The organism is Actinoplanes derwentensis, assembly GCF_900104725.1.
In the GTDB taxonomy this organism is placed as follows: Bacteria; Actinomycetota; Actinomycetes; order Mycobacteriales; family Micromonosporaceae; genus Actinoplanes; species Actinoplanes derwentensis.
Genome location: NZ_LT629758.1, coordinates 1,754,791 through 1,775,702 on the forward strand (window position 1 = coordinate 1,754,791; position 20,912 = coordinate 1,775,702).

Sequence of the window (20,912 nt, forward strand, 5' to 3'; positions counted from 1 at the left end):
CTCCTCGTCTCCGGGGCTTTGGCCCTACGACCAATTGAAGGACCGAGCCGGTAGAGCGAAGGTCAAGGGCAAAGAGGAATGCCACTCTGAAGAACCGAGTGTCATGGTGGGTCAAGGTCAAGGGCTGTTGCTGTGTCTACTACGGAAGCAGATCTCCCAAACTCAGGTCGATGGAACTGACCTTCGGAACTTTGGTCGATGCTTCCTTACCAGCTAGGTCGTCGATGACTCCCTTACGCTGTCCTGTAGGAATATTGCAGCAATAGATCATTTAAGGTGCCCAGCAAAGCCGTACAGGCGTCAGAAGCTAATTCAGGTACTCGGCTTAGGGTCTGCAATTCCCAACGGCTTAGAATGGCTCTCAAGTCACAGGGCGACTCTCAGCCTGGTGACGGCTCTCACGCAGTCAAGCCGAGTGCGCTCTCCTGCTCACGCTCAAAGTCAAGAGCGGACTTTTCGCTCTGACGCTGGCGCTCAGAGGGTTACAGTCTTAGCCGGCATACTATGCCGGGCGGCTTGATGAAGGATGATGTCGGTAGTACCGACGTCATCTGTAGACATTCTGAAGGGTCCGCAGATTGTGCGGGCAGACCTCGGTAGTACCGAGGTCTGGTCTCAGTTACCGTCTCAGACCTCCCGTCACTTCTTAGTCTCTCTGTTGGGCACCAACCAAACGCTGAACGCTCCAACGACGATTAGGCCCGTGGTGATCCACGGTGTGTCGTACTGAGCTGCGAGTCCTGTGAGCACCAGCCACAGCAGGGCGACAATCGATTTCGCGTACTCCAAAGCCTTGCCGGTCAGAAGACCCATTGAAACCTCCCAGTTGGATTGATTAGTAGCTCTTACGGGTTATCACGTCACTATCGACCAATCATGCACTGATAGAGGGGGTGAGCTGAGAAACCGAGGAGGACGAATGCGTACCTATATCGAAGACGGTGTGTTCCGGAACCAGTACAAGCGCTGTGCCTGTTGCAGTCTTGAACTGCACGTCTACCACTATCCATTGAGCAACGGCGTCCGAAGTCTGATCACATGCGTCGCCTGTAAGCGTGACTGCCGTGGGTCTGCGGACTGCAAGCTCGGAATGCTGGTTTAAAGCCTCGGTGTAAATCCCGGGCGGGCATCGCCTCTGAGGCTCCAGAAATACGAACTGGTGGGATTGGATGCACGACCTATTACAGCCGCTCTGAGCGGCACTGAACACTTCACGAGCAAGCTCGCTTGTGAGAGTAACGATTGGAGATTGAAGATGACTGAGCGAAAGAAGACCGAACCGAAGACTGACGACATCAAGTCACAGGGCGACTCTCAGCCTGGAGACGACAAAGCTGAGACCTTCCGACTGATGAAAGAGGCGGTCGAGAAGAGTGGAGTCAACCCGACGCCGTGCTCTGTATGCGGGTCGGTTGTGGAGCCTCACCAGCACGCTGAAGCGGATGAGTGACGGCTGGCGCGGAACCAACACCTATCAATGGCGGAAGGTACGCGACTACGTCCTACAGCGCGACAACTATGAATGTCAGCTTAAGCGTCCAGGGTGCACACAGCGTGCCACCACTGGGGATCACATCGTCCCACTTAGCAAAGGCGGCAGCCTACTCGATCCGAACGGAATCAGAGCTGCGTGTCATCACTGCAACTCAAGCCGACAGGCAGGCAAAGGCAACCCTGAATGGAAGCCCGGTCTGACGCAATGGTAACCGGACAGGAAAAAGTTCAGCGGAACTCGTTCAGTTCGGGAAAAAGACAGTGATAACCCAGGTGTAGAGCAACCAAACACTTGGAGGATCAATGGAGCGCGGGCGACCGATTAAGCACGAGATCAACGTCGGGGATGTATTCGGCAAGCTGACTGTACTGGACGCGTCAGTTCGGGTGCCGATGAAGAACGGCTACACCAAACGTGGCGTAGTCGTTGAGTGCGCATGCGGTAGCAAACTGACAATCGGAATGGAGAAGCTTTACAACGGTCGAGAAAAATGCTCAAAGGATTGCTCTGCTGTTGAGCGGCTGACATTGCAATACGCGAGCCCCATCGGACCTAAGCCCGTCTCATCGTCGTATATGTCAGCGCACCAGCGTCTCAAGCGTCGTCGTGGCAAGGCTACTGAACACACATGCCCTTGCGGTAAGCCTGCCAAGGAATGGGCGTACAACCACGCGTGTCCTAACGAGATGAAGGAATGGCGGGAAGCGCGCCAAATCAAGGGACACGGTACGCAGTCAGGTCGATGGATGCCATTCAGCCAGGACATCGAGATGTATGACGCTCTGTGCTATGAGTGCCACGCTGCGCGTGATGGGAACGGACACTAAGGTCGTCTTTCCCTCAATCGGAACATAAGCGCAGTCCCCGCTCTGTCTGTTTCCCCCCGGAGGAATTTGACGAAACTGCTTGACACTTAGAGGAGATTCATTGACAACTACGACTATTCAAGAAGATCGTCCCGTTCTTGGGTACACACTCCCAAGACTGTTTACCGAACCCAAGGTTTCGCTACTGACGAGGCGTACGACTCTGGGATATGAGGTCATCGAGTTTGGACAGCGGATCGGGATCAACGTCCTTCCGTGGCAACGCTGGTGGTTGCTGCACTTCCTCGAACTGAACCCAGACGGCACTCTGCGGTTTAAGCGTGCTCTGCTGCTGGTGAGTCGGCAGCAAGGCAAGTCATTCCTGTGCTCGCTGTTGGCCCTGTGGATTCTCAGTCGCGGTAGAACGGTTCTCTACAGCTCGACAACCATCGACACCGCTAAGGAGCAGTGGGAGATCACTGCCGATTATGCCGAGGACCACCCAGAATACTTCGGTGGTGAGGTCAAGCTCCGCAAACCGAACGGACAGTACGCAATCGAGTGTCCAGGCTTGAAGTGCAAATACAAGATCGTCTCTGCCGGTAGACGAGGGGGTCGCGGTTTGAGCGGTGTGGGTCTCGTCCTAGTCGATGAATTGCGCGAGCATATGGACTTCGATGCACTTAACGCTGTCGAATCGACGACTCTATCTGTTCCTGATGCTCTGCTCGTTATGCTCTCGAATGCTGGTGATGTCCGGTCTGTTGTGCTCAATCATTGGAGGGCGGTAGCCCAATCCGGTGAGGACCCTGAACTGTTCTATGCTGAGTGGTCGGCTGCTGATGGCTCTGAGATCGACGACGTTGAAGCACTGAGGCAGGCAGGGTCATTGCGTTCTGGGGTAACTGCTGGTCACGGCGGTGATGAGGTCGTGTGATCGGCGGTCGGCGCGTCGGTTGGCGCGGGCGATGTTGGTGGCGCCGTTGATGCGGTGCCAGCCGATCGCGGTGTTACGCAGGGTGGCCATGACGGCGGGTCCGGTGCCGGTCCGGGCTTGGTGAAGATCCTCACGGAAAGTGACGTCTCTGACGTTGTGGACCTGGTTCTCGATCAACCACTCTGCCCTGGCCCATTTTTGCAGGTCAGTGGGCTGGGCGTTGGCGGCGCTCAGGGAGGTGATCAGGTAGGTGGTCTCGCGGCTGGTCTTGCCGTCGATGGTGCGGGTCCGGGTGATCCGGGCGGCCTGCTGGGCTTTCGGGAAGGCGATTCCGCCCGGGGTGTGCAGGGTGACGGCCTTGACCGTGCGGGTCTCCTTACGGCCGTGCCCGCGGTCGCGGGTGCGGTCACCGACCGGGATCTGCGCCCACGGCAGGGTCTTGAGCTGGGTGTGAAGGGTGGGCTGGTTCCCCTTCGCCTGCAGCAACAGGTGTGCTCCGCGGCGGGTGATCTGCTCGGCGTGATCGGTCTGGGTATGCATCGCGTCGGCGACGAACAGGACCCCGGTCAGGCTGCCCAGCACGTTTTCGACGGCGGTGAGCAGGGGTGTGAAGGCTGGGATTTCGTTGCTTTTGGTGTCGACGGTGACCTGGGCCAGGACGATGCCGGTGCTGGTGTCCAGCGCGGACAGCAGATGCACCTGGCGGCCCTCGGGCAGGCGGGCGCCCCGCAAGGTCTTGCCGTCGACGGCTATCACGGTCCGATAGCGGCGTGGCCGGGCGGGTGCCGGCGGTGTCCGCGACCGCAGCCAGCCGGCCAGAACAGTGCTGACCACACTCGCGTCGAGGCGGGTCAGCAGCCGCCACATCGTCGTGCCGGCCGGCACGCCCCGGGTGAACCCGAGCCGGACCTGGTCGGGCTCGTCGAGGTCGTACAGCCAGTCGGCGATCGCAGCGAACGAGGTGGCACCGGCCAGGACCGCGCAGACCGCGACTGTCAGCAACGCCACCAGGGAATACCGGGTCCCGTGCGGGTTACGCGGGTCCGGAATCCGGCCCAGGGCTTCGGCGAGCCCGGTGTGTTCACTATCGGTGACCGGTGATGGTGGAGTGTCGGAGCCGGGGGTTGTCACGGTCAGTGCGCGAATCAGAGATGATGCCATCGGCGGGTGGAGTTCCTCGGTGGTCGTGCAGCGTGAAGAACTCCATGATCACCTTGAGGGCTTCACCCGCTTCCACTGCCTCCACAGAGGCCGATCACCCCACGAAATCCCTGTTCAGCGGGTCAAGGACCGAGAACGCAACAGCCCTGCTGAGGCAGGCAAACCCGAGTCTCGGTAGGACCGTGACTCTCAGGTCGTTGAAGGCATTAGCCGGCGGTCCAGTGAACGCATTCAAGACTGAGAATATGTGCATGAGTATTCCGAGTCTCAATAGCTGTGTCTCTCCGGAGGCGTGGCAGAACTGCCTAGACCCCAATCCGATCAAAGACAGATCGAGGGTATGTCTCGGTATCGATGCTAACGACGATCTCAGTCACATCACCGTTGTGGGTGCAGTTACAGGCTCAGACGGACGTACACGAGTTGAAACCGTAGCTGTCTACCAGTCCACCAGAGAGTTTCGTTCGGAGTTCGGTGACCTCCTCAGCAGGGTTAGGCCACGCTTCGTGGGCTGGGGTCCTACAGGACCGATGAGTGCGCTCCGCAGCGACTTCGGAAAGCTGAAGTTCAAGCGCTTCAACGAGTTCAAGGGTGATCAGCTTTGCTCTGCCGCAATGGAGCTTGCCGACCAGGTAGCCGCTGGCAGAATTTCCCACAGTGGAGACGAACTTCTCACCACTCAACTGCTGTCTGCTGCTCGATTGAACGTCGGTGACGGTTGGCGTTTCGGTCGTAAAGGCGACATCGACTGTGACTCAAGCTACGCGCTCAGTTTCGCTGTTCGTCTGGCTCGCTCTATTCCGGAATCTCAGGGTCTTCGTGTCGTCACCCTCGACGACGAAGCTGCCTAAATCGGTCGATCGAAAAGAAGTTTCCAAAACTGACGCACTTACCGGGATCTTGCACTGATAAGGAAAAGCGAAGGGAGTGATGCATTTGCATACAGCTAAAAGCCCCTTGAAGAGATTGGAGGTACTGCCGTGAAGTTCTGGACACCCTGGAAAACCCAAGCGGAATCGTTCGCCAGCACTGCCACTTCCGGCGGTACCCCCATCCTCTCCACACTGCCCAATGACTGGAGTACGTGGCAGGCACTCATCAATGGCACCGAATCCCCGACTCAGGTCAGTCGTGATGAGATCATGGCCCTTCCTGGTTTCGTCCGGGCAAGAGATGTCTTCTGTTCGCTCGGCAACCTGCCGCTCCACTCAATCAACGGTAGTGGTCAGAAGATCGATCGGAAGCTGTTCACTCAGCCTGAGTCGACCATCGGTCGTGTTCGGTCAGTCACTATGGCGAACCTTTTTGAAGACCTCTTGTTCGATGCCGTATCGCTCTGGGTCGTTGTTGCTCGTGACGCTACCGACTATCCGACCGCTATCCGGCATTACAAGTTCGGTGAGTGGAGTCAGGACGAAAAGACCGGGCGTATCCGCATCGGAACCGATCTAGTTCCCGCTGAGGACGTGATCCTCTTTGAGTCTCCAAATGCTCCGCTCCGCAAGACTGCTGCTGGCACCGTCCAGACCGCAAAGCTGCTGGCCGCTACTGCCAATCGGTACGCCAATTCTCCTCAAGCCGTCGGCATCTTCAAGCCAAACGACGGCAGTGAACCAGAAGACGATGTCATCCAGTCATTCCTCGGCAAGTATCGCGCCGCTCGTCAGAAGAATGTGGATGCCTTCCTCCCAGAGAACATCGATTACGTCCCCGGTCAGATGCTCACCGCTGACGAACTTCAGCTCATCGGTGCACGCGAGTTCCTGATCTCTGAGGCTAGCCGGCTAACTGGTCTGCCGTCCTCATGGCTCGGTCTGAACACGACTACCAGGACGTACAGCAACGCGATCGACGAGCGTAAAGACCTGATCGACTTTGCGGCTAAGCCGTTCCTGTCAACGATTGAACAGCGGCTCTCGTTGGGTGACGTAACCCCTAACGGTCAGGTCGCGAAATGGAGCCTTGACGGTTTCCTTCGTAGTAACACAACGGAGCGATACCAGAGCTATAAGACCGCCCTTGAAGGTGGCTGGTTGACCGTCGATGAAATCCGATCCTACGAAGACCTTCCCAAACTGAACGGAGGTGCCGAGTGACTGACCGATTCGATCTCGAAGCTACCGAGCTTTTTAGCGACCGTGATTCACGGGTCATCCGTGGACTTCTGATTCCTGCCGATGACGTTACCAAACGCGGAGGCTATGACCTTCGATTTGCACGCGACTCGGTGACCTTCTCGGATCGGACCCCGGCTCTTCTTCATCACGACAGTAAGCGTCCCGTTGGTCGACTGAGCACTTACGAGTGGACTGATCGAGGACTTGAGATTGCCGTCAAGGTCTCCAAAACCGTCGATGGTGATGAAGCCCTTGAGCTTGCCAGTGAAGGTGTCCTCGGCTTCAGCGTTGGGGTCAACATCCGCTCTGTCCACGATGAAGGTAAGAGCCGTACGGTGCTCGCCGGTGACGGCGTAGAGGTGTCCATGGTTGCACTGCCCGCGTTCTCTAAGGCGCTTGTCGATTCTGTTTCATTCAGTGAAGAAATCAATCATCAGGAGGTAAATATGTCCGAGGAAATCCTTGCCGCTCTCGCTGGTCTCAGTGAGAAGCTTGACCGTCCTACCGTCACTCCCGTTCCCGTTGCCACCGTGACCAAGGAAGAGCCGCTTTACGACCTCAATGGTGGGTCTGCTCGATTCAACTTCTCCGAGGATGTCGTTGCGTCCTTCAAGGGTGATGCTGCCGCTCACCAGCGCGTGGACGGTTTCATCAATGAGACGTTCTCTGTCTCCAGTGCCGATGTCACCCCCGGCAAGGCTCCCGGTTGGCGACCCGAGGTCGGCTACAGCAACCTTCGTCCCTACGGCCGTGTCCTCGATCGTGTCATCACCCGTGGGTCGCTCAGCGACAACCAGCCGTTCGCCTACCCGATCCTCAATGGTGTCACTGGCACCCTCGTGGCGCCTCATGTGGAAGGTGTTGAGCCTGTGGTTGCTGGCGGTGCCACCTGGGGAACCCAGACTGTCATCCCTTCGGCTCTGTCCGGCAAGGTCGGCTTCAACCGCGAAACGATCGACCTCATCGGTGGGATGGCTCAGAGCCTCCTGTTTGCCGAGATGACGAAGGCTTCGGAGAAGGCGGCTGAGCTCCGTCTCGTTGCTCTGCTCGATGGTCTGTCGCTCCCCGCCGGTCAGATCAAGACTGTCAATGGCTCGAACGATGTCCTGATGGACAACCTGGACGCTATGCACCTTGGCTTGCTCGAACCTCAGCGGTTCGACGGGGCTGTGGCCTCTCCTGCCCTTTACTCCAAATTGTTTTTGGCGAAGGACTCCACGGGTCGCCGACTCAACAGTGCTCTCAACCCCAGCAACGCTAACGGTCGTGCCGATGGTCTCTCGGCTATCTCTGCGAACGGGCTTACGTTCATCCAGGGGCGTGACACTCTCGGTAACGGCACCGTGAACAGCTACCTCATCGATTCGAGCTGCGTCTATCAGTGGCTGTCTGCCCCCAAGCGCCTTGACTTCGATATTGCTGTCGCAGTCGTCTACATGGGTTTCTGGCAGTACTCGGCTGAGGCGGTCACTGACAAGTCCGGGATCATCCGAATCAACACCGGAGCCTGATCACTCTAAGCCCCCGGTGTTGGCATGGGCTCCTCCTCTCCTGTGCCAGCACCGGGTTTCACCTGGAGGTGATTAAATGATCTCTGTCTCTGTCGCGGCGGTCTACGTCAACGCGTCTGTTGAGGATGTCCAAAGCAGCTACGACACTGCTGTAACGATGGTCTCCGATTTCCTCGGACCGGTTACATCTTGCCCTGTGGAGCTTCAAGAGCTTGCTGTACTGATGGGCACTGCTCGTCTTTTCGAACTCCGGAACAGTCCGAACGCTTCGGTTCAGTGGTCACCTGACGGTTCCACGATGGCATTCACTCCCAAGGATCCGTTCACGACCGTCAAGAGTTTGCTTCGCAAATACAAGCCTATCGGTGGTTGTGGCTGATGGACATCCAATCGATCCGAGCCAGACTCAAGGCAGCTTTGGAATCCACGGGCCTCACAGTCACCGATGGCGAAGACGCAAGGGTTCAGGTTCCTGCTCTGCTGATCTCTCAGCCTGCCGGTCAGTTCATCGAGGCCAGCGGCAACGGATACACCCTGTACTTCGAAGTCACAGCCATAACCCGTATCGGGTCGATGAAACAGAACGTCGAAGAACTCGATGCCATGGTCCAGGCGGTCATACTCGCCGCAGACGAACACTTCTTCGGTTTCCGTGGCTGTACGAGCTACGCACTAGCCAACATCAATGGCGCTGATACTCCGTGCGCCGTCATCACACTCTCATACTTGGAAGGGGTTCAATAATGGCTCTCAATGGTCTTCGCGCAAACCGACTCAGCATCCTTGTTGGTGCAGTCGAGAAAAACTACGAATGCACATCCGTCGCTATCAGCTCCGAGGACACTGACGCCGGTTTCGTGTCGTTCGCTGACACCTCGGATGGCAAGTCCTACAGCCTCGTGATCACTGTCGCCCAGGGCGACACTCTGTCGCTCGTTGGGTACAACAACGCTGGTGAAACCCGTACCGTCACGGTCGATTTCAACCGCATGGATGGTTCTAAGATCCGTGTCACTGGCACCGTTACCGTGGCCGCTACCGATGGCACCGTGTTCGGTGGGGATGTCGACAAGTCCGGCAGTGCTCTGTTCACATCGGAGATGACGTGGCCGTTCCTGGCGAAGCCGACTCAGACTCTGATCGCTGCTCCCTGATCAATGAGAGATTCCGGTGGTGTTCGGATCGAGGGTCTTGCTAGAGCCGTCAACGGTCTAATCCGATCCGGTGTAGAACTTCAGGATCTCAAGGCTGCCTTTGGTCGGATTGCGGATCTGGGTGTGGAGCTGGCTAGCCGGTTCGCACCCATCCGTACCGGTGCCCTTCGTCGATCCATCAGAGGCAGCAAGGCGAAGAACAAAGCCACAGTCCGCGCTGGTGGTGCCAGGCTCCGATATGCCGGACCGATCAACTACGGCTGGCCACGCCGCGAGATCCAGCCAAACCTATTCCTTCAGCGTGCGGAGACAGTCCTCCGCCCTGATGTACTCCCGATTCTCGAACGCGAGATCAACACAATCCTTGAACGACAATTCTGAAAGAGGTACCCAATGTCTACCTTCACCGCCCTTGACCTCACCGTTGAGGAAGCCTTCAAATCCCTGACTGGTTTCCAGAGCATCGCGATTCGGCAGACGTTCGGTAAGCCGGTCCAGGAACTCGACAACCTCCTCATGGTGTATGCCCTCCTGATGTGCCACAGCGGACGTTCCTATGAAGAGGTTATGAAGCTTTCGATCTCGGAGGTTGACGCTCTGTTCAAGGCGGAGGATGAGGACCCCTTTCGCGGAAAAGCGTGACCTCAGCAACGACCCGTGGGGACACCTCGGGTTGTTCATCACCTTTGGCTTCACCCCTGATCAATACCGATCTATGACCTTTGCGGAAATCGACTGTGCCTTGGAGGCATACAGCAAAAAGAACAGGATGTGACCATGGCGGGATCGTCGATTGTAATCAGCATTCTCAGCAACAGTGCTAGGGCTCGTGCGGACTTCGTTAGAACCTCACGATCTCTGGACCGGCTAGGGGATTCGAGCAGGGCTGTAGGCAGAACCCTCAGTGGTGTTACGTCAGGTCTGACATCGATCGGTCGAAGCGTCAGCAACGTCGGTGGCAACATCCTGAGTGTCACTACGAAGGTCGGATCTCTTGCTACCGCTCTAGTAGGTGTCGGTGCTGCTATTCCTGTGATTGCTGGACTCGGTGTCGAGTTCAAGAACCTCACAGGACTGCTGTTCCTGGTGCCTGCTATCGGTGCCAGCATCGCGGCAACCATCGGTGCAATCGCCATCGGTTCTAAGGGCCTGGGTGATGCTCTTGAAGCTGCCTTCCTGCCTCTGACTGCCAAAGGCAATGAGGACTTCGCGAAGCAGATCGAAGGACTCTCACCGGCTATTCAGCGGCTAGCTGTTCGTGTCCGTCGTCTGTCACCTGCTCTGGTCAAGGTTCGGGAGAACGTCTCGGCGAGTTCAGTCAGTCGTAGCATTTGATCTTGATGGGTCGGTGGGACAGGATGCCCGCCGTGCGCAACATGTTGACCCTGGTCGATCGTGAAGAGATCTCCCGTGGCTTGGCCGAGGGCCTGGAATTCAAGGAGATTGCCCGGCTGATCAGCCGGAACCCGTCGGTGGTCTCACGGGACGTGGCCCGCCACGGCGGCCGGGCGGAGTACCGGGCCGTGACTGCGGACCAGTTGGCGCTGACCGGTCGGTTGCGGCCGAAGGCGTACGCGGTCGACCGGTCACCACGGCTGCGGACGGTGGTCACGCAGCTGCTCAAGGGCGGCTGGTCGCCGGCGTCGATCGCGGGCCGGTTGCCGCGCGACTACCGCGACGATCAGGCTGTACGGGTGTCACACGAAGCGATCTACCAGTGGGTCTACGCCCAGCCGGTGTCCGCCCTGGCTCGGGAACTGCTGAAGCTGCGCACCGGCCGGACCGCCCGCCGTTCGGGCCCCCGCCCGGCCCCGGCCCCGCGGATCCGTGAGCCCCGCTACCTCGACGAACGCCCCGCCGAGGTCGAGGACCGGCAGGTGCCCGGCCACTGGGAAGGCGACCTCGTGATCGGCAAGGCCGGCAGGTCCGCAGTCGCGACCCTGGTCGAGCGGACCTCCCGGATGCTGGTCCTGGTCCCGTTGACCGGACGCGACGCGCTGACCGTCGGCGACGCGGTGATCGCCGCCGCCGGAACGCTGCCGCCACAGATCGCCCGCTCGCTGACCTGGGACTGCGGCTCCGAGATGGCCGGACACGCACGGATCACCGCCGCCGGGCTGCCGGTCTACTTCGCCCGCCCGCACTCACCATGGCAGCGCGGCAGCAACGAGAACGCGAACCGCATCCTGCGCGAGTACTTCCCGAAAGGCGTCCCGATCACATCAGATCCGAAATACCTGGCAATGGTGGCTTCCGAAATCAATGACCGACCCCGTAAGATCCACAATTGGAAGAAGCCCTCCGAGATATTCGCCGAACTCGTAGAGGAAAATGCTTCGACTGCCTGAATCTGCCCTCTGCTGCTTTGGTGGAGCCTTTCAGTCGCAGACTGGAGAGTGCAGCTAGCCGGCTGCTGCCAACCCTGGACCGTGGACTTACGAAGATAGCTGGGACTCTCGGCAACTTCGGTGGTCGCTTCCTGGAGTTCCTGGCTGACAGTCGTTCTCTGTCCGTTCTGGAGAAGGTCTTCACCAACACCGCTGTCGCTCTTCAGAACTCTTCCGATGGTGCCTTCAGCCTGTTCCGGCAACTGCGGCGCATCACCGGGATCGGTGCCGACTTCCTGCCCCGTATCGGTACCGCCGTAGGGGACTTGCTTCAGAACATCAGTGACCGTCTCGCAAAGGTGAACGTCCGTAAGGCTATCGAGGACGGTATCCAGGCAGCGAAGGATCTCTACAGTGACTTCAAGCTGGTGCTCAGTATCGGCAAAAAGCTGGGCTCGGTGTTCAGCTCGATCTTCGGTGACGACATCAATACGACGTTCCTTAATGTCATCGATGAGGCTGCTAAGTCCCTCGACAAGTTCTTCAAGACCGCTGGTGCTCAGGAAGACATCCGTCTACTGAAGACCACCATCAACGATCTGGCTCGGATCTTCACCAGGGACCTCAAGGCGCAGTTACCGGACATCCTGTCGTCGATTCGTATCCTGCTGCCACAGGCTGTCTCGCTGTTTGATTCGATCAGCAGATTTGGTGCCTCACTGTCTCCGTCGCTGCCGTTGCTCAGTCAGGTGCTGGTCGGTATCGCTGAGTTCGTGGGTTCTGGACTGGACGCAATCACTGACAAGCTGATCAAGCCGTTGACCAAATTCGGCGGTGGCAGTGAGGTCGCTACGTTGACGGCTCTGTTCGTCGCCATCGGTGCGGTGAAGGGCTTGAGCGCTCTCGCAGGCCTCGGTGACAAACTTTTCGGTGGTCCTCTCGGTCAGATCTTCGATCGTTTCGGCAAGCGTGGGGAAAGCCCTGCCAAACCGTGGTACGTCTTCGTGGTCAACCCCTCTGGCGGCTCCAGTGATGTCGTCCCTGGTGGTGGTGCCGGTAGGGGCAGACGAATTCTCGACACCCTGAAGACGGCAGATTCAGGCAGTCGAAGCATTTTCCTCTACGAGTTCGGCGAATATCTCGGAGGGCTTCTTCCAATTGTGGATCTTACGGGGTCGGTCATTGATTTCGGAAGCCACCATTGCCAGGTATTTCGGATCTGATGTGATCGGGACGCCTTTCGGGAAGTACTCGCGCAGGATGCGGTTCGCGTTCTCGTTGCTGCCGCGCTGCCATGGTGAGTGCGGGCGGGCGAAGTAGACCGGCAGCCCGGCGGCGGTGATCCGTGCGTGTCCGGCCATCTCGGAGCCGCAGTCCCAGGTCAGCGAGCGGGCGATCTGTGGCGGCAGCGTTCCGGCGGCGGCGATCACCGCGTCGCCGACGGTCAGCGCGTCGCGTCCGGTCAACGGGACCAGGACCAGCATCCGGGAGGTCCGCTCGACCAGGGTCGCGACTGCGGACCTGCCGGCCTTGCCGATCACGAGGTCGCCTTCCCAGTGGCCGGGCACCTGCCGGTCCTCGACCTCGGCGGGGCGTTCGTCGAGGTAGCGGGGCTCACGGATCCGCGGGGCCGGGGCCGGGCGGGGGCCCGAACGGCGGGCGGTCCGGCCGGTGCGCAGCTTCAGCAGTTCCCGAGCCAGGGCGGACACCGGCTGGGCGTAGACCCACTGGTAGATCGCTTCGTGTGACACCCGTACAGCCTGATCGTCGCGGTAGTCGCGCGGCAACCGGCCCGCGATCGACGCCGGCGACCAGCCGCCCTTGAGCAGCTGCGTGACCACCGTCCGCAGCCGTGGTGACCGGTCGACCGCGTACGCCTTCGGCCGCAACCGACCGGTCAGCGCCAACTGGTCCGCAGTCACGGCCCGGTACTCCGCCCGGCCGCCGTGGCGGGCCACGTCCCGTGAGACCACCGACGGGTTCCGGCTGATCAGCCGGGCAATCTCCTTGAATTCCAGGCCCTCGGCCAAGCCACGGGAGATCTCTTCACGATCGACCAGGGTCAACATGTTGCGCACGGCGGGCATCCTGTCCCACCGACCCATCAAGATCAAATGCTACGACTGACTGAACTCGCCGACTGCTGGTGGAACCGTCGCCATCTACTACGGTGCTGGCAAGTTCCTTGAGTCGATGAACCTCGTTTCCGAGAGGGACTGGAATGTGTTCAGCACGTCTTTTTGGACTGAGGCCCTGAAGACGTTCACCGGAGACGGCACTGTCGGACCTCTGGGTCAAGCGATCACGAAGTACATCGACGAGCCGCTGGCGAAGTTCTTCACTGTGTCGCTTCCTGGGTACTGGACCTCCCTAAAGGTGTCTGGTGTAGAAGCGATCAACTACCTCATCACTAAGTTCAACGGTTTCCTGTCTTACCTCGATGAGATCGGCAAGACGGTTCCGTTCTTCGGCGACAGTTTCAAGTCCTCTTCGAAGATTCCTCCGCTGTCTACCGAGCTTGCGACTAGGGATGTCACCAGCGATCGGAAGATCAATCAGGGTGTCGTCATCAATGTCAATGGCGCCTATATGACGAAGCAGGACGTAGGCGCTGCGGTCCAGGACGCTCTCAACAGCTTCAACAAATACCGGGGTCGATGATGGTTGACATTTACGATCCCGATCCTTCAGGTATCCACTTGATAGTTGAGCGCTGGTATCCAGATGAGGCCACCTGGATTCAGCTCGCATTTTCCCAGTTCACGAACACCAAATTTGCGTATTCGACTACTGCGGTCCTGGAAGATCCTGAGTTGCCTGCCGACGAGCAGACCAACCCTCGATCAGTTCCGATCCTTCAACCTGGTTTGGCTACGGTGTCGTTCTCCAGATTGCACTCACAGCTCTACCGACCGCTGAAGGTAGGGGACGAAGTCCGTTGCCGATACGACAATAGGACGCTCTTCGATGGGATCGTTTCACAGACGAGTGTCAGTGGACGTTTAGACCGCCCTGGAGTGTTCGTCTGGGATTTCACTGCAACACTCATTAGCGATTCGGTTCTGGCATTGACTGAGGAGTATTGCTGGGTTGGCAGTCTGCCTGAAGAGCGTGCCATTGAACGATTGAAACGCGTAGAAACCCTCGGCTGGACTGTGGCTGTCCAGCAACCCACGACGGTCTCTTCAAACCGCAAGCTCCAGACCCAAACATTGATCCGTGAACCTGTCGTATTCGAAACATCGAATGGTGTCATCGAGTTCGTCGGTTCTGGATACCTCAACGAGATTGATTGAGAGGCACCCATTGATTATCTTCGTCAAACGTCCAGCTTCCGGAGTCGCATCGGCTCCCATGGATAAGGTCGCGGTGTTCGTCGACAGTGATGGACTGCTTCAGTCTAAGGATCAGGCTGGAGTTTTGAAGACCCTTGGTGATGGGATTACGTCGGTCGCTCTGATCAACACTGCCGGTCTTAACAAGACGTACCGCATCACCCGTGACTCGGGTGGAACCTTCGACTTCGTTGTCGCCGATGGTGCTCAGGGCATCCAGGGTCCACAGGGCATTCAGGGTCCTCAGAGGGCGGTAAGAAAGATTAGGTCCGTTTCGGGATGAGAGTGAATATTCCGGGTTCGTTCTCGATCAGGATTCCGCGGCTGACCATGCGTTTGAGTCGTGCCCGCGCGCCTTCGACGTGTTTCGGCGCGGGGTCGACGCCGACGGCGAGGCAGACGTCCTTGGCGCGCATCCCGGCCGGGTTCGCCGCGAGAGCGGCGAGAATCTGTTGGTAAGGGGCGCTGGCGATCGTCGGGTCGTCGTCGGTGAACTGCTCGGCGGCAAGGTCGCGCAGGGTCGTGCGGGTAGTCGCCAGATCGGCCAGCTCGCTGTCAAGGCGGGCGAGTTCGGCGGTGAGTGCGGTGATCTGCTCGCGGAGCTGGTCGGCGGCGTGACCAGCGGTGGTCTCTCGCTCGGCGATCAGGTCGAGGATCGCGGTCAGGTACACGGCGGATTCACCGCCAGGTCGGCGTGACGGCGTTCGTCAGCCGACGCACGATGTTGGCCGTGGAGGCCCAGAGCGTGCGTGACACGCTCGATTCGGGCCGGCTCTCGTATTCGCGGGTCAGCCGCCGGTGCAGCATCAGGGTGCCGTTGACCTGCTCGACCAGCCATCGCTTCTTCACCGGCACGAACCCGGGCCGGACATCGGAGCGTTTCACGACCTCCACGTCGATGCCCAGCACGGCACCGTGCAGGGCGAAGTCCTGTTTGAACCCGGCGTCGACGAAGGCACGGGTCACCGTCGGCGTGTGTTCGGCGACCTTGTCCAGCAGCCGGATCCCGATCGCGTTGTCGGTCACGGACGCGGCGGTCACGATCACCGCGATGATCAGGCCGAGAGCGTCCACGGCCAGGCCGCGTTTGCGGCCGGGAACCTTCTTGCCGGCGTCTTTGCCGGTGGTCGCGGCGGGGACGTGGTTCGCGGCCCGGATCGACTGGGTGTCCAGGATGACCGCGGTCGGGTCCTCGGCACGGCCGGCCTTCTCGCGGGCCTGACAGCGCAGCAGGTCATGAATCGCGGCATCGGTGCCGTCATCACGCCACAACCCGAAGTAGTAGTAGGTCACCGGCTTCTGGGGCAGATCGTGCGGCAGGTACGCCCACTGGCAGCCGGTCCGGTTCTGATACAGGATCGCGTTCACGATCTCTCGGAGATCCTGGTCGCCCACGCGTCCCGCGACCGAGACCCGTTTGGCTCTCCAGGCGTCCAGGAACGGGCCGATCAGCGCCCACTGTTCATCGGTGACGTCACTGGGGTACGGCTTACGCACGTTCATGACCAGCCCAACCGTGCAGCCGACCGGCCTGACGTGACCGATGTTCATCTATCACGCCATCGAGTGATCACTATCTACCGCGTACCCGCAGAACGATCTCCAAACGGACCCAACGCATAGATCAACCTAAACAGTCCGTGACCGCCCTCTCAGGGGAACGTCGGACCACAGGGACCGGCAGGCACACCTTCACCTGTCGCTTCGGTCCACGGGCGGACAGGTGCTGTCGTTGGTGTCCTCGGTGATTATGCGGGCATCTACACAACGACTGCTCAAGCTGCTGCTGCCGCACCAGTTCAGAACTTCAACGGTCGTACCGGGAACATCGTTCCTCAACAGGCTGACTATGACGCGTTCTTCACGACGGTTGCTGAGGCCAGTGCTGCTGCTCCTGTTCAGAGTGTCCAGGGTCAGACCGGCAACGTCACGATCGCCCCTGCTGACATCGGTCTAGGCACGATCACGGTCCCTGCCACTACACGATTCCAGTCGACTGCCGCTCAGGCTCTGACAACCACTGCCGCTACTGCTGGCACCCTGACGATTCCGGCGAACAAACTGGTTGCTGGCTCCACCTTCGATGTCGTCGTTCTGTTCTCGTCTCTGATCAACACCACGGCGGCATCCAACCTGGTGCTAACGATCCGGTCCAACGCCATTCAAGTGACGACTGCAACCATCGCTCTAGGCACTACCCCTGTTGCCTCCCCAGGTCGTGGCGGAGAGGCACGCTTCCGTGTGGTGTTCCGAAGCGCCGGATCTAGTGGGTCAGTGATCGCTAACGGCGCGGTTCAGGTCAACAACTTGATGCCGATGGCAAGCAACACAGCCGGAACAATCACTGTCAACACGACTGCGTCAGTGACTCTGGATGTCCTGGTGAACGTCTCTGCTGCAACGACTACCGGTCAGGTCCAGTCCGTTTCTATCGACCAGATTCTCTGAGGGGTAACTGAACTGATCTCAGCAAGGAATTGAAGCCGATTCGGGATGACACGGGTGAATAGGTAGTTTCGGACGGTCCTCGAAAAAGACGTGGAGCCATCGATAGACAGGTCTTGCGACAGATCCACGTCTTCGAGAGGGCTCCACGTGCTGGCTTATCGTGCCATGGTCGACGTCCCGAGGGAACTGGTGCAGTACGTGGCGCGGTTGCTCCATGCCGAGCGCCGCGCCCGTGGCACGCGGAAGAAGACACGTGCGCTGACCTGCTTCTACCAGGCGTTACTCGTACTCGTCTGGTTCCGTAAGCAGGAAGACCTGACACTGCTGGGCGCCGGTTTCGGGGTCTCCCGGGCGACCGCGTACCGCTACCGCGACGAGGGCATCGCGGTGCTCGCCGCCCAGGCACAGGACCTGCACACCGCTCTGAAGCGGGTCGCCGCCGACGGCTGGTCGTACGTCATCCTCGACGGCAAACTGTTCGACTGCGACCGGCTGACCGAGACCACCCTGTCGGTCAAGGGAAAGACGATCGACGCCTGGTTCTCCGGAAAGCACCGCGACTTCGGCGCGAACATTCAGGCGATCATGCGCCCGGACGGACTGCCGATCTGGACATCGGCGGCGATGCCGGGGCATCTGCACGACACCAGCTGCGCCCGCGACCTCGGCGTCACCGCCGCCCTGAACTGGTCCGCCGCCGAACTCGACCTGCCGGCCTTGGCCGACTCCGGCTACGAAAGCACTGGTCAGGGCATCAAAACCCCAATCAAGCAACCGGCCGACGGTAAACCCCTCGCCGTCGACAACCGCGCCTACAACCGGCTCCTACGCGGTCTGCGCTGGCAGGGCGAACGCGGCTTCGCGATCCTCGTCGGACGCTGGAAAGCCCTGCGCCGCACCACGATAAGCCCACGCCGCACCGGCGATGTCGTCGCCGCCGCGCTGCACCTGACCCATTTCGAATACAAATACCTAACCGGATCTTGCTGAGATCAGTTCACTATGTCTAACCACATTGAATTCAGGATCGTCAACACACTCGCTCCCAGCGGTCAGGTAGCCGGCAGTCGACTCCAGGTCCGCACCAAGGATGTCGTCGCTTCGGTTCTGGGGCTGATCCCTCTTGCTGCCACATGGTCTGCGTGGACAGACGTTTCCGTTGAAGTAGTGAACGAATGACCTTCACAGCTATAGAGCCATCTCTGTTCTGGAGCTCAGCTACCGTAATCGATGTCACCCGATACAAATACGAGCTGGAAGTCAGCAACGTCAACGTCGTCAACCATCGTCGATTCGAAGCCCTCACCAACGGCAACAACTACCCCGATGATAGTCGATGGATGGGTCCTCCGGCTGGCGGTAATCCTGGCACGACTTCGTTCGAAACCAACGGCGTCTATCCGTTCGCAGCCTTCGCTTTCATCGGGGACGGTCTCACTCATACGTTCGTTGTCGAGGCGTTCGCCAACCCGCAGCGTGGCGCTCTGATCGCCATCTACAGCAAAGCCAACTACCCGCCTGGAACTCGGTCACCGCAGTCGATGGGATTTGGCTCGACCACTCTTCCGATTCCTCCGAACAGTCCCACCATCACAGTCAATTTCCCGACGATCGACGGTCGTTTGTACTACTTCGAGGTGGCTCCTCCGAGTGCTGAAGCCGACACCCCAGGGCAGCCCGGCAGCGGTACCCACCAGTCGTTTCGGATCACGGTCAATCCGTCCGGGTTTCCTGATGCTCCAGCACCCGGCACTGAGGACGACGACGGTACTCCTAAAGACACACCGATTGGTGAAGACCCTCGGGATGTAGATGTCCCTCGTCCTACCACTCCTGCCGAACCTGAGACCTGTAGGTCTGTTTTGGACATGTGTAATGACTACAGCATCGCTACGGGTTCTGCGGTGCGCATCGATTGGCGTAACCGACGCATCCTGATCGTCGATCCTCAAGAGGCCTTACCTCCGGGTGTCGTCAACGGTCTAGGTGCCTCGTACTACAGCCGGATCACTGTCGACGTAGAAGCTGGAGACGAAACGCTACGTCTCGATGAAGGGTCTCAGGTCCAGACTGCTAGCGGTGACTGGCTAGACAACGACCTGAGGGTCTTGGATACCCAAGGGTGTCAACGGCTTCCTATGCCGAATCTGCCTCCTGGCAAAACTGTCCGTCTGCAGTACACGTTCACTCCGGATCGGTTCACTGCTCAGGTGGATTTGGTGTACGACGAAGTGCCATTGAAGAGCAAGATCTACTCAGACTAAGAACCAAACACAAAGAGCAATACTCTAAGGGTGGTTTCTAAGAAAGGAAGTGGCATCCATGAAAGTCCGTGAACGCAAACCTATCGACCTACCGGCCGGTACGACGCTCATCAAGAACTACCGATTCGCTGTGATGGTGGACGGTGAGAAGGTCTACCTCACCGATGAAGACATCGACTCTGTTCTGTTCCGCATCCGCGACGCTTCGAAGAGTCTGGTGATGTCGTATCCGCTGGTGTGCACAGGCGACCTCTGGTCTGTGGAGATCCCTGCCACCGAAACTCAGACGTGGTCCGACCACCGAGCTTTGTACTACGTCGTTGACAAGATCGTCGTTGACCGTGTGAGCCGCTATATCGAAGGACCAATCCGAGTGTCGCCCTATGGAGGTTTTGGAAAATGAGTGAGATCGAGATTGTAGAGATTCTGGAAGGTACCCCCGGTCCTCGGGGTGAGAAGGGAGATCCCGGTGCGGCGTCTACTGTCCCTGGTCCGGCTGGACCTGCTGGCGTTGCGGGACCTCCGGGTCCTACTGGCGCGGCATCTACCGTTGCGGGTCCGATGGGTCCTGCTGGTCCTGTTGGTCCGCAAGGCGTTGCTGGTGTTACAGGTCCGACAGGCTCTCAGGGACCGACAGGGCTAACCGGTCCTACCGGTCCTGCTGGGAGTACAGGCGCAACCGGTCCGGCTGGGCCTACCGGTGCAGCTTCTACTGTTCCTGGACCAATTGGACCTGCTGGTGCTACCGGTCCTGCTGGTCCCACGGGACCTGCTGGTGCTGATTCGACTGTGCCCGGTCCTGCTGGCGCAACGGGTGCCACGGGTCCTCAGGGTTTGACGGGAGCGACCGGACCTCAAGGCATTCAGGGTGTCAAGGGCGATACCGGTAACACCGGTGCCACTGGAAGTACGGGTGCCACAGGTCCACAGGGTTCGCCGAACACCCTTTCCATCGGGACGGTCACAAAGATTTCTGCTGGTGGAACTCCTACTGCTTCGGTCACTGGCACTGCTCCCAACCAGACTCTGAACCTCGGTTTGGTCACTGGTGACGGTGGAGCTGCTGGTGGGTCTCTGACTTACACCGTAATCGGTAGTGGTAGTTCTGCGGTCAGCGCCACAACAGGCAACCTGTACGTCATCGATACATCAACGTCAGTGCGACAGGTCAACCTTCCTGGCTCTCCGGCTGCTGGCGCGACTGTCGCATTCAAGAAAGCAACATCTGACCTCAATTACATCACGATCACGGACCCCAGTAGCTACACCATCGACGGAGAAGCGAACCTCCGGCTGTTCGGTCGCGATCAAACAGTGACTCTGATGTGGTCGGGATCTACGGCTACCGGTTGGAAGG

Annotated in this window: 23 protein-coding genes; 18 read left to right on the plus strand and 5 right to left on the minus strand. The window is 59.1% G+C overall.

Annotation, left to right across the window (positions count from 1 at the left end; genetic code table 11):
* Nucleotides 1-639: 639 nt before the first annotated feature.
* Nucleotides 640-813 carry a hypothetical protein gene (locus BLU81_RS47695; protein WP_157751387.1) on the minus strand — a complete coding sequence of 58 codons (174 nt, stop codon included), beginning with the start codon at nucleotides 811-813 and terminating at the stop codon, nucleotides 640-642.
* 629 nt (nucleotides 814-1,442) lie between these two features.
* Here BLU81_RS47695 and BLU81_RS07965 point away from each other — a divergent pair.
* Both BLU81_RS07965 and BLU81_RS47700 read left to right on the plus strand, forming a co-directional pair.
* Nucleotides 1,443-1,706 carry an HNH endonuclease gene (locus BLU81_RS07965; RefSeq protein WP_092543005.1) on the plus strand — a complete coding sequence of 88 codons (264 nt, stop codon included), beginning with the start codon at nucleotides 1,443-1,445 and terminating at the stop codon, nucleotides 1,704-1,706.
* Between the two features lie 716 nt (nucleotides 1,707-2,422).
* Nucleotides 2,423-3,238: a hypothetical protein gene (locus BLU81_RS47700; RefSeq protein ID WP_157751388.1), complete on the plus strand. Its 816-nt coding sequence runs from the start codon at nucleotides 2,423-2,425 to the stop codon at nucleotides 3,236-3,238.
* Here BLU81_RS47700 and BLU81_RS07970 read toward each other — a convergent pair.
* Nucleotides 3,188-4,399: an ISAs1 family transposase gene (locus BLU81_RS07970; RefSeq protein WP_231953782.1), complete on the minus strand. Its 1,212-nt coding sequence runs from the start codon at nucleotides 4,397-4,399 to the stop codon at nucleotides 3,188-3,190. The genes BLU81_RS47700 and BLU81_RS07970 overlap by 51 nt on opposite strands.
* Before the next feature lie 530 nt (nucleotides 4,400-4,929).
* Here BLU81_RS07970 and BLU81_RS47705 point away from each other — a divergent pair.
* From BLU81_RS47705 to BLU81_RS08000, 9 genes are all read left to right on the plus strand, one after another.
* Nucleotides 4,930-5,250, plus strand: coding sequence for a hypothetical protein (locus BLU81_RS47705; RefSeq protein WP_157751389.1), 321 nt, complete (start codon nucleotides 4,930-4,932; stop codon nucleotides 5,248-5,250).
* 129 nt (nucleotides 5,251-5,379) lie between these two features.
* Entirely contained in the window at nucleotides 5,380-6,495 is a 1,116-nt protein-coding gene (locus tag BLU81_RS07975) for a phage portal protein (protein ID WP_157751390.1), read from the plus strand.
* Entirely contained in the window at nucleotides 6,492-8,027 is a 1,536-nt protein-coding gene (locus tag BLU81_RS07980; protein WP_157751391.1) for an HK97 family phage prohead protease, read from the plus strand. The genes BLU81_RS07975 and BLU81_RS07980 overlap by 4 nt, the downstream gene beginning before the upstream one ends.
* A 76-nt stretch (nucleotides 8,028-8,103) precedes the next feature.
* Entirely contained in the window at nucleotides 8,104-8,406 is a 303-nt protein-coding gene (locus tag BLU81_RS47710) for a hypothetical protein (RefSeq protein ID WP_157751392.1), read from the plus strand.
* Complete coding sequence (locus BLU81_RS07985) at nucleotides 8,406-8,771, plus strand: hypothetical protein (RefSeq protein ID WP_092543011.1); 366 nt, start codon at nucleotides 8,406-8,408, stop codon at nucleotides 8,769-8,771. The genes BLU81_RS47710 and BLU81_RS07985 overlap by 1 nt, the downstream gene beginning before the upstream one ends.
* Nucleotides 8,771-9,181 (plus strand): hypothetical protein, encoded by a 411-nt coding sequence (locus BLU81_RS07990; protein ID WP_157751393.1) that lies wholly within the window; start codon nucleotides 8,771-8,773, stop codon nucleotides 9,179-9,181. The genes BLU81_RS07985 and BLU81_RS07990 overlap by 1 nt, the downstream gene beginning before the upstream one ends.
* Before the next feature lie 393 nt (nucleotides 9,182-9,574).
* A complete protein-coding gene (locus BLU81_RS07995; protein ID WP_092543015.1) occupies nucleotides 9,575-9,823 on the plus strand; it encodes a hypothetical protein in 249 nt (82 codons plus the stop codon).
* 390 nt (nucleotides 9,824-10,213) lie between these two features.
* Entirely contained in the window at nucleotides 10,214-10,516 is a 303-nt protein-coding gene (locus BLU81_RS47715) for a hypothetical protein (RefSeq protein WP_157751394.1), read from the plus strand.
* Nucleotides 10,517-10,557: 41 nt separating this feature from the next.
* A complete protein-coding gene (locus BLU81_RS08000; RefSeq protein WP_231954745.1) occupies nucleotides 10,558-11,529 on the plus strand; it encodes an IS30 family transposase in 972 nt (323 codons plus the stop codon).
* A gap of 1,076 nt (nucleotides 11,530-12,605) precedes the next feature.
* On the opposite strand, the gene BLU81_RS08005 is transcribed toward BLU81_RS08000, so the two are convergent.
* Nucleotides 12,606-13,577 carry an IS30 family transposase gene (locus BLU81_RS08005; RefSeq protein ID WP_231954745.1) on the minus strand — a complete coding sequence of 324 codons (972 nt, stop codon included), beginning with the start codon at nucleotides 13,575-13,577 and terminating at the stop codon, nucleotides 12,606-12,608.
* Nucleotides 13,578-13,701: 124 nt separating this feature from the next.
* Here BLU81_RS08005 and BLU81_RS08010 point away from each other — a divergent pair, with 124 nt between their 5' ends.
* Both BLU81_RS08010 and BLU81_RS47720 read left to right on the plus strand, forming a co-directional pair.
* Nucleotides 13,702-14,169, plus strand: a complete 468-nt coding sequence (locus tag BLU81_RS08010) for a hypothetical protein (RefSeq protein ID WP_092543019.1) — start codon at nucleotides 13,702-13,704, stop codon at nucleotides 14,167-14,169.
* The gene (locus tag BLU81_RS47720) at nucleotides 14,166-14,804 is read left to right on the plus strand and encodes a hypothetical protein (protein ID WP_157751396.1); all 639 of its coding nucleotides are present in this window, start codon (nucleotides 14,166-14,168) and stop codon (nucleotides 14,802-14,804) included. The genes BLU81_RS08010 and BLU81_RS47720 overlap by 4 nt, the downstream gene beginning before the upstream one ends.
* A 302-nt stretch (nucleotides 14,805-15,106) precedes the next feature.
* On the opposite strand, the gene BLU81_RS08015 is transcribed toward BLU81_RS47720, so the two are convergent.
* Together BLU81_RS08015 and BLU81_RS08020 are read right to left on the minus strand one after the other, a co-directional pair.
* Entirely contained in the window at nucleotides 15,107-15,514 is a 408-nt protein-coding gene (locus BLU81_RS08015) for a hypothetical protein (protein WP_092543021.1), read from the minus strand.
* 7 nt (nucleotides 15,515-15,521) lie between these two features.
* Nucleotides 15,522-16,346: an IS5 family transposase gene (locus BLU81_RS08020; protein WP_092556768.1), complete on the minus strand. Its 825-nt coding sequence runs from the start codon at nucleotides 16,344-16,346 to the stop codon at nucleotides 15,522-15,524.
* Between the two features lie 1,092 nt (nucleotides 16,347-17,438).
* Here BLU81_RS08020 and BLU81_RS08025 point away from each other — a divergent pair.
* From BLU81_RS08025 to BLU81_RS51440, 5 genes are all read left to right on the plus strand, one after another.
* A complete protein-coding gene (locus BLU81_RS08025) occupies nucleotides 17,439-18,281 on the plus strand; it encodes a transposase family protein (protein ID WP_172890509.1) in 843 nt (280 codons plus the stop codon).
* Nucleotides 18,282-18,466: 185 nt separating this feature from the next.
* A complete protein-coding gene (locus BLU81_RS47730; protein ID WP_157751397.1) occupies nucleotides 18,467-19,555 on the plus strand; it encodes a hypothetical protein in 1,089 nt (362 codons plus the stop codon).
* Between the two features lie 58 nt (nucleotides 19,556-19,613).
* Entirely contained in the window at nucleotides 19,614-19,958 is a 345-nt protein-coding gene (locus BLU81_RS08030; protein ID WP_157751398.1) for a hypothetical protein, read from the plus strand.
* 66 nt (nucleotides 19,959-20,024) lie between these two features.
* The gene (locus BLU81_RS50365) at nucleotides 20,025-20,198 is read left to right on the plus strand and encodes a hypothetical protein (protein ID WP_231954919.1); all 174 of its coding nucleotides are present in this window, start codon (nucleotides 20,025-20,027) and stop codon (nucleotides 20,196-20,198) included.
* Between the two features lie 57 nt (nucleotides 20,199-20,255).
* Nucleotides 20,256-20,393: a hypothetical protein gene (locus BLU81_RS51440; RefSeq protein ID WP_269461001.1), complete on the plus strand. Its 138-nt coding sequence runs from the start codon at nucleotides 20,256-20,258 to the stop codon at nucleotides 20,391-20,393.
* The last annotated feature ends 519 nt before the right edge of the window (nucleotides 20,394-20,912 follow it).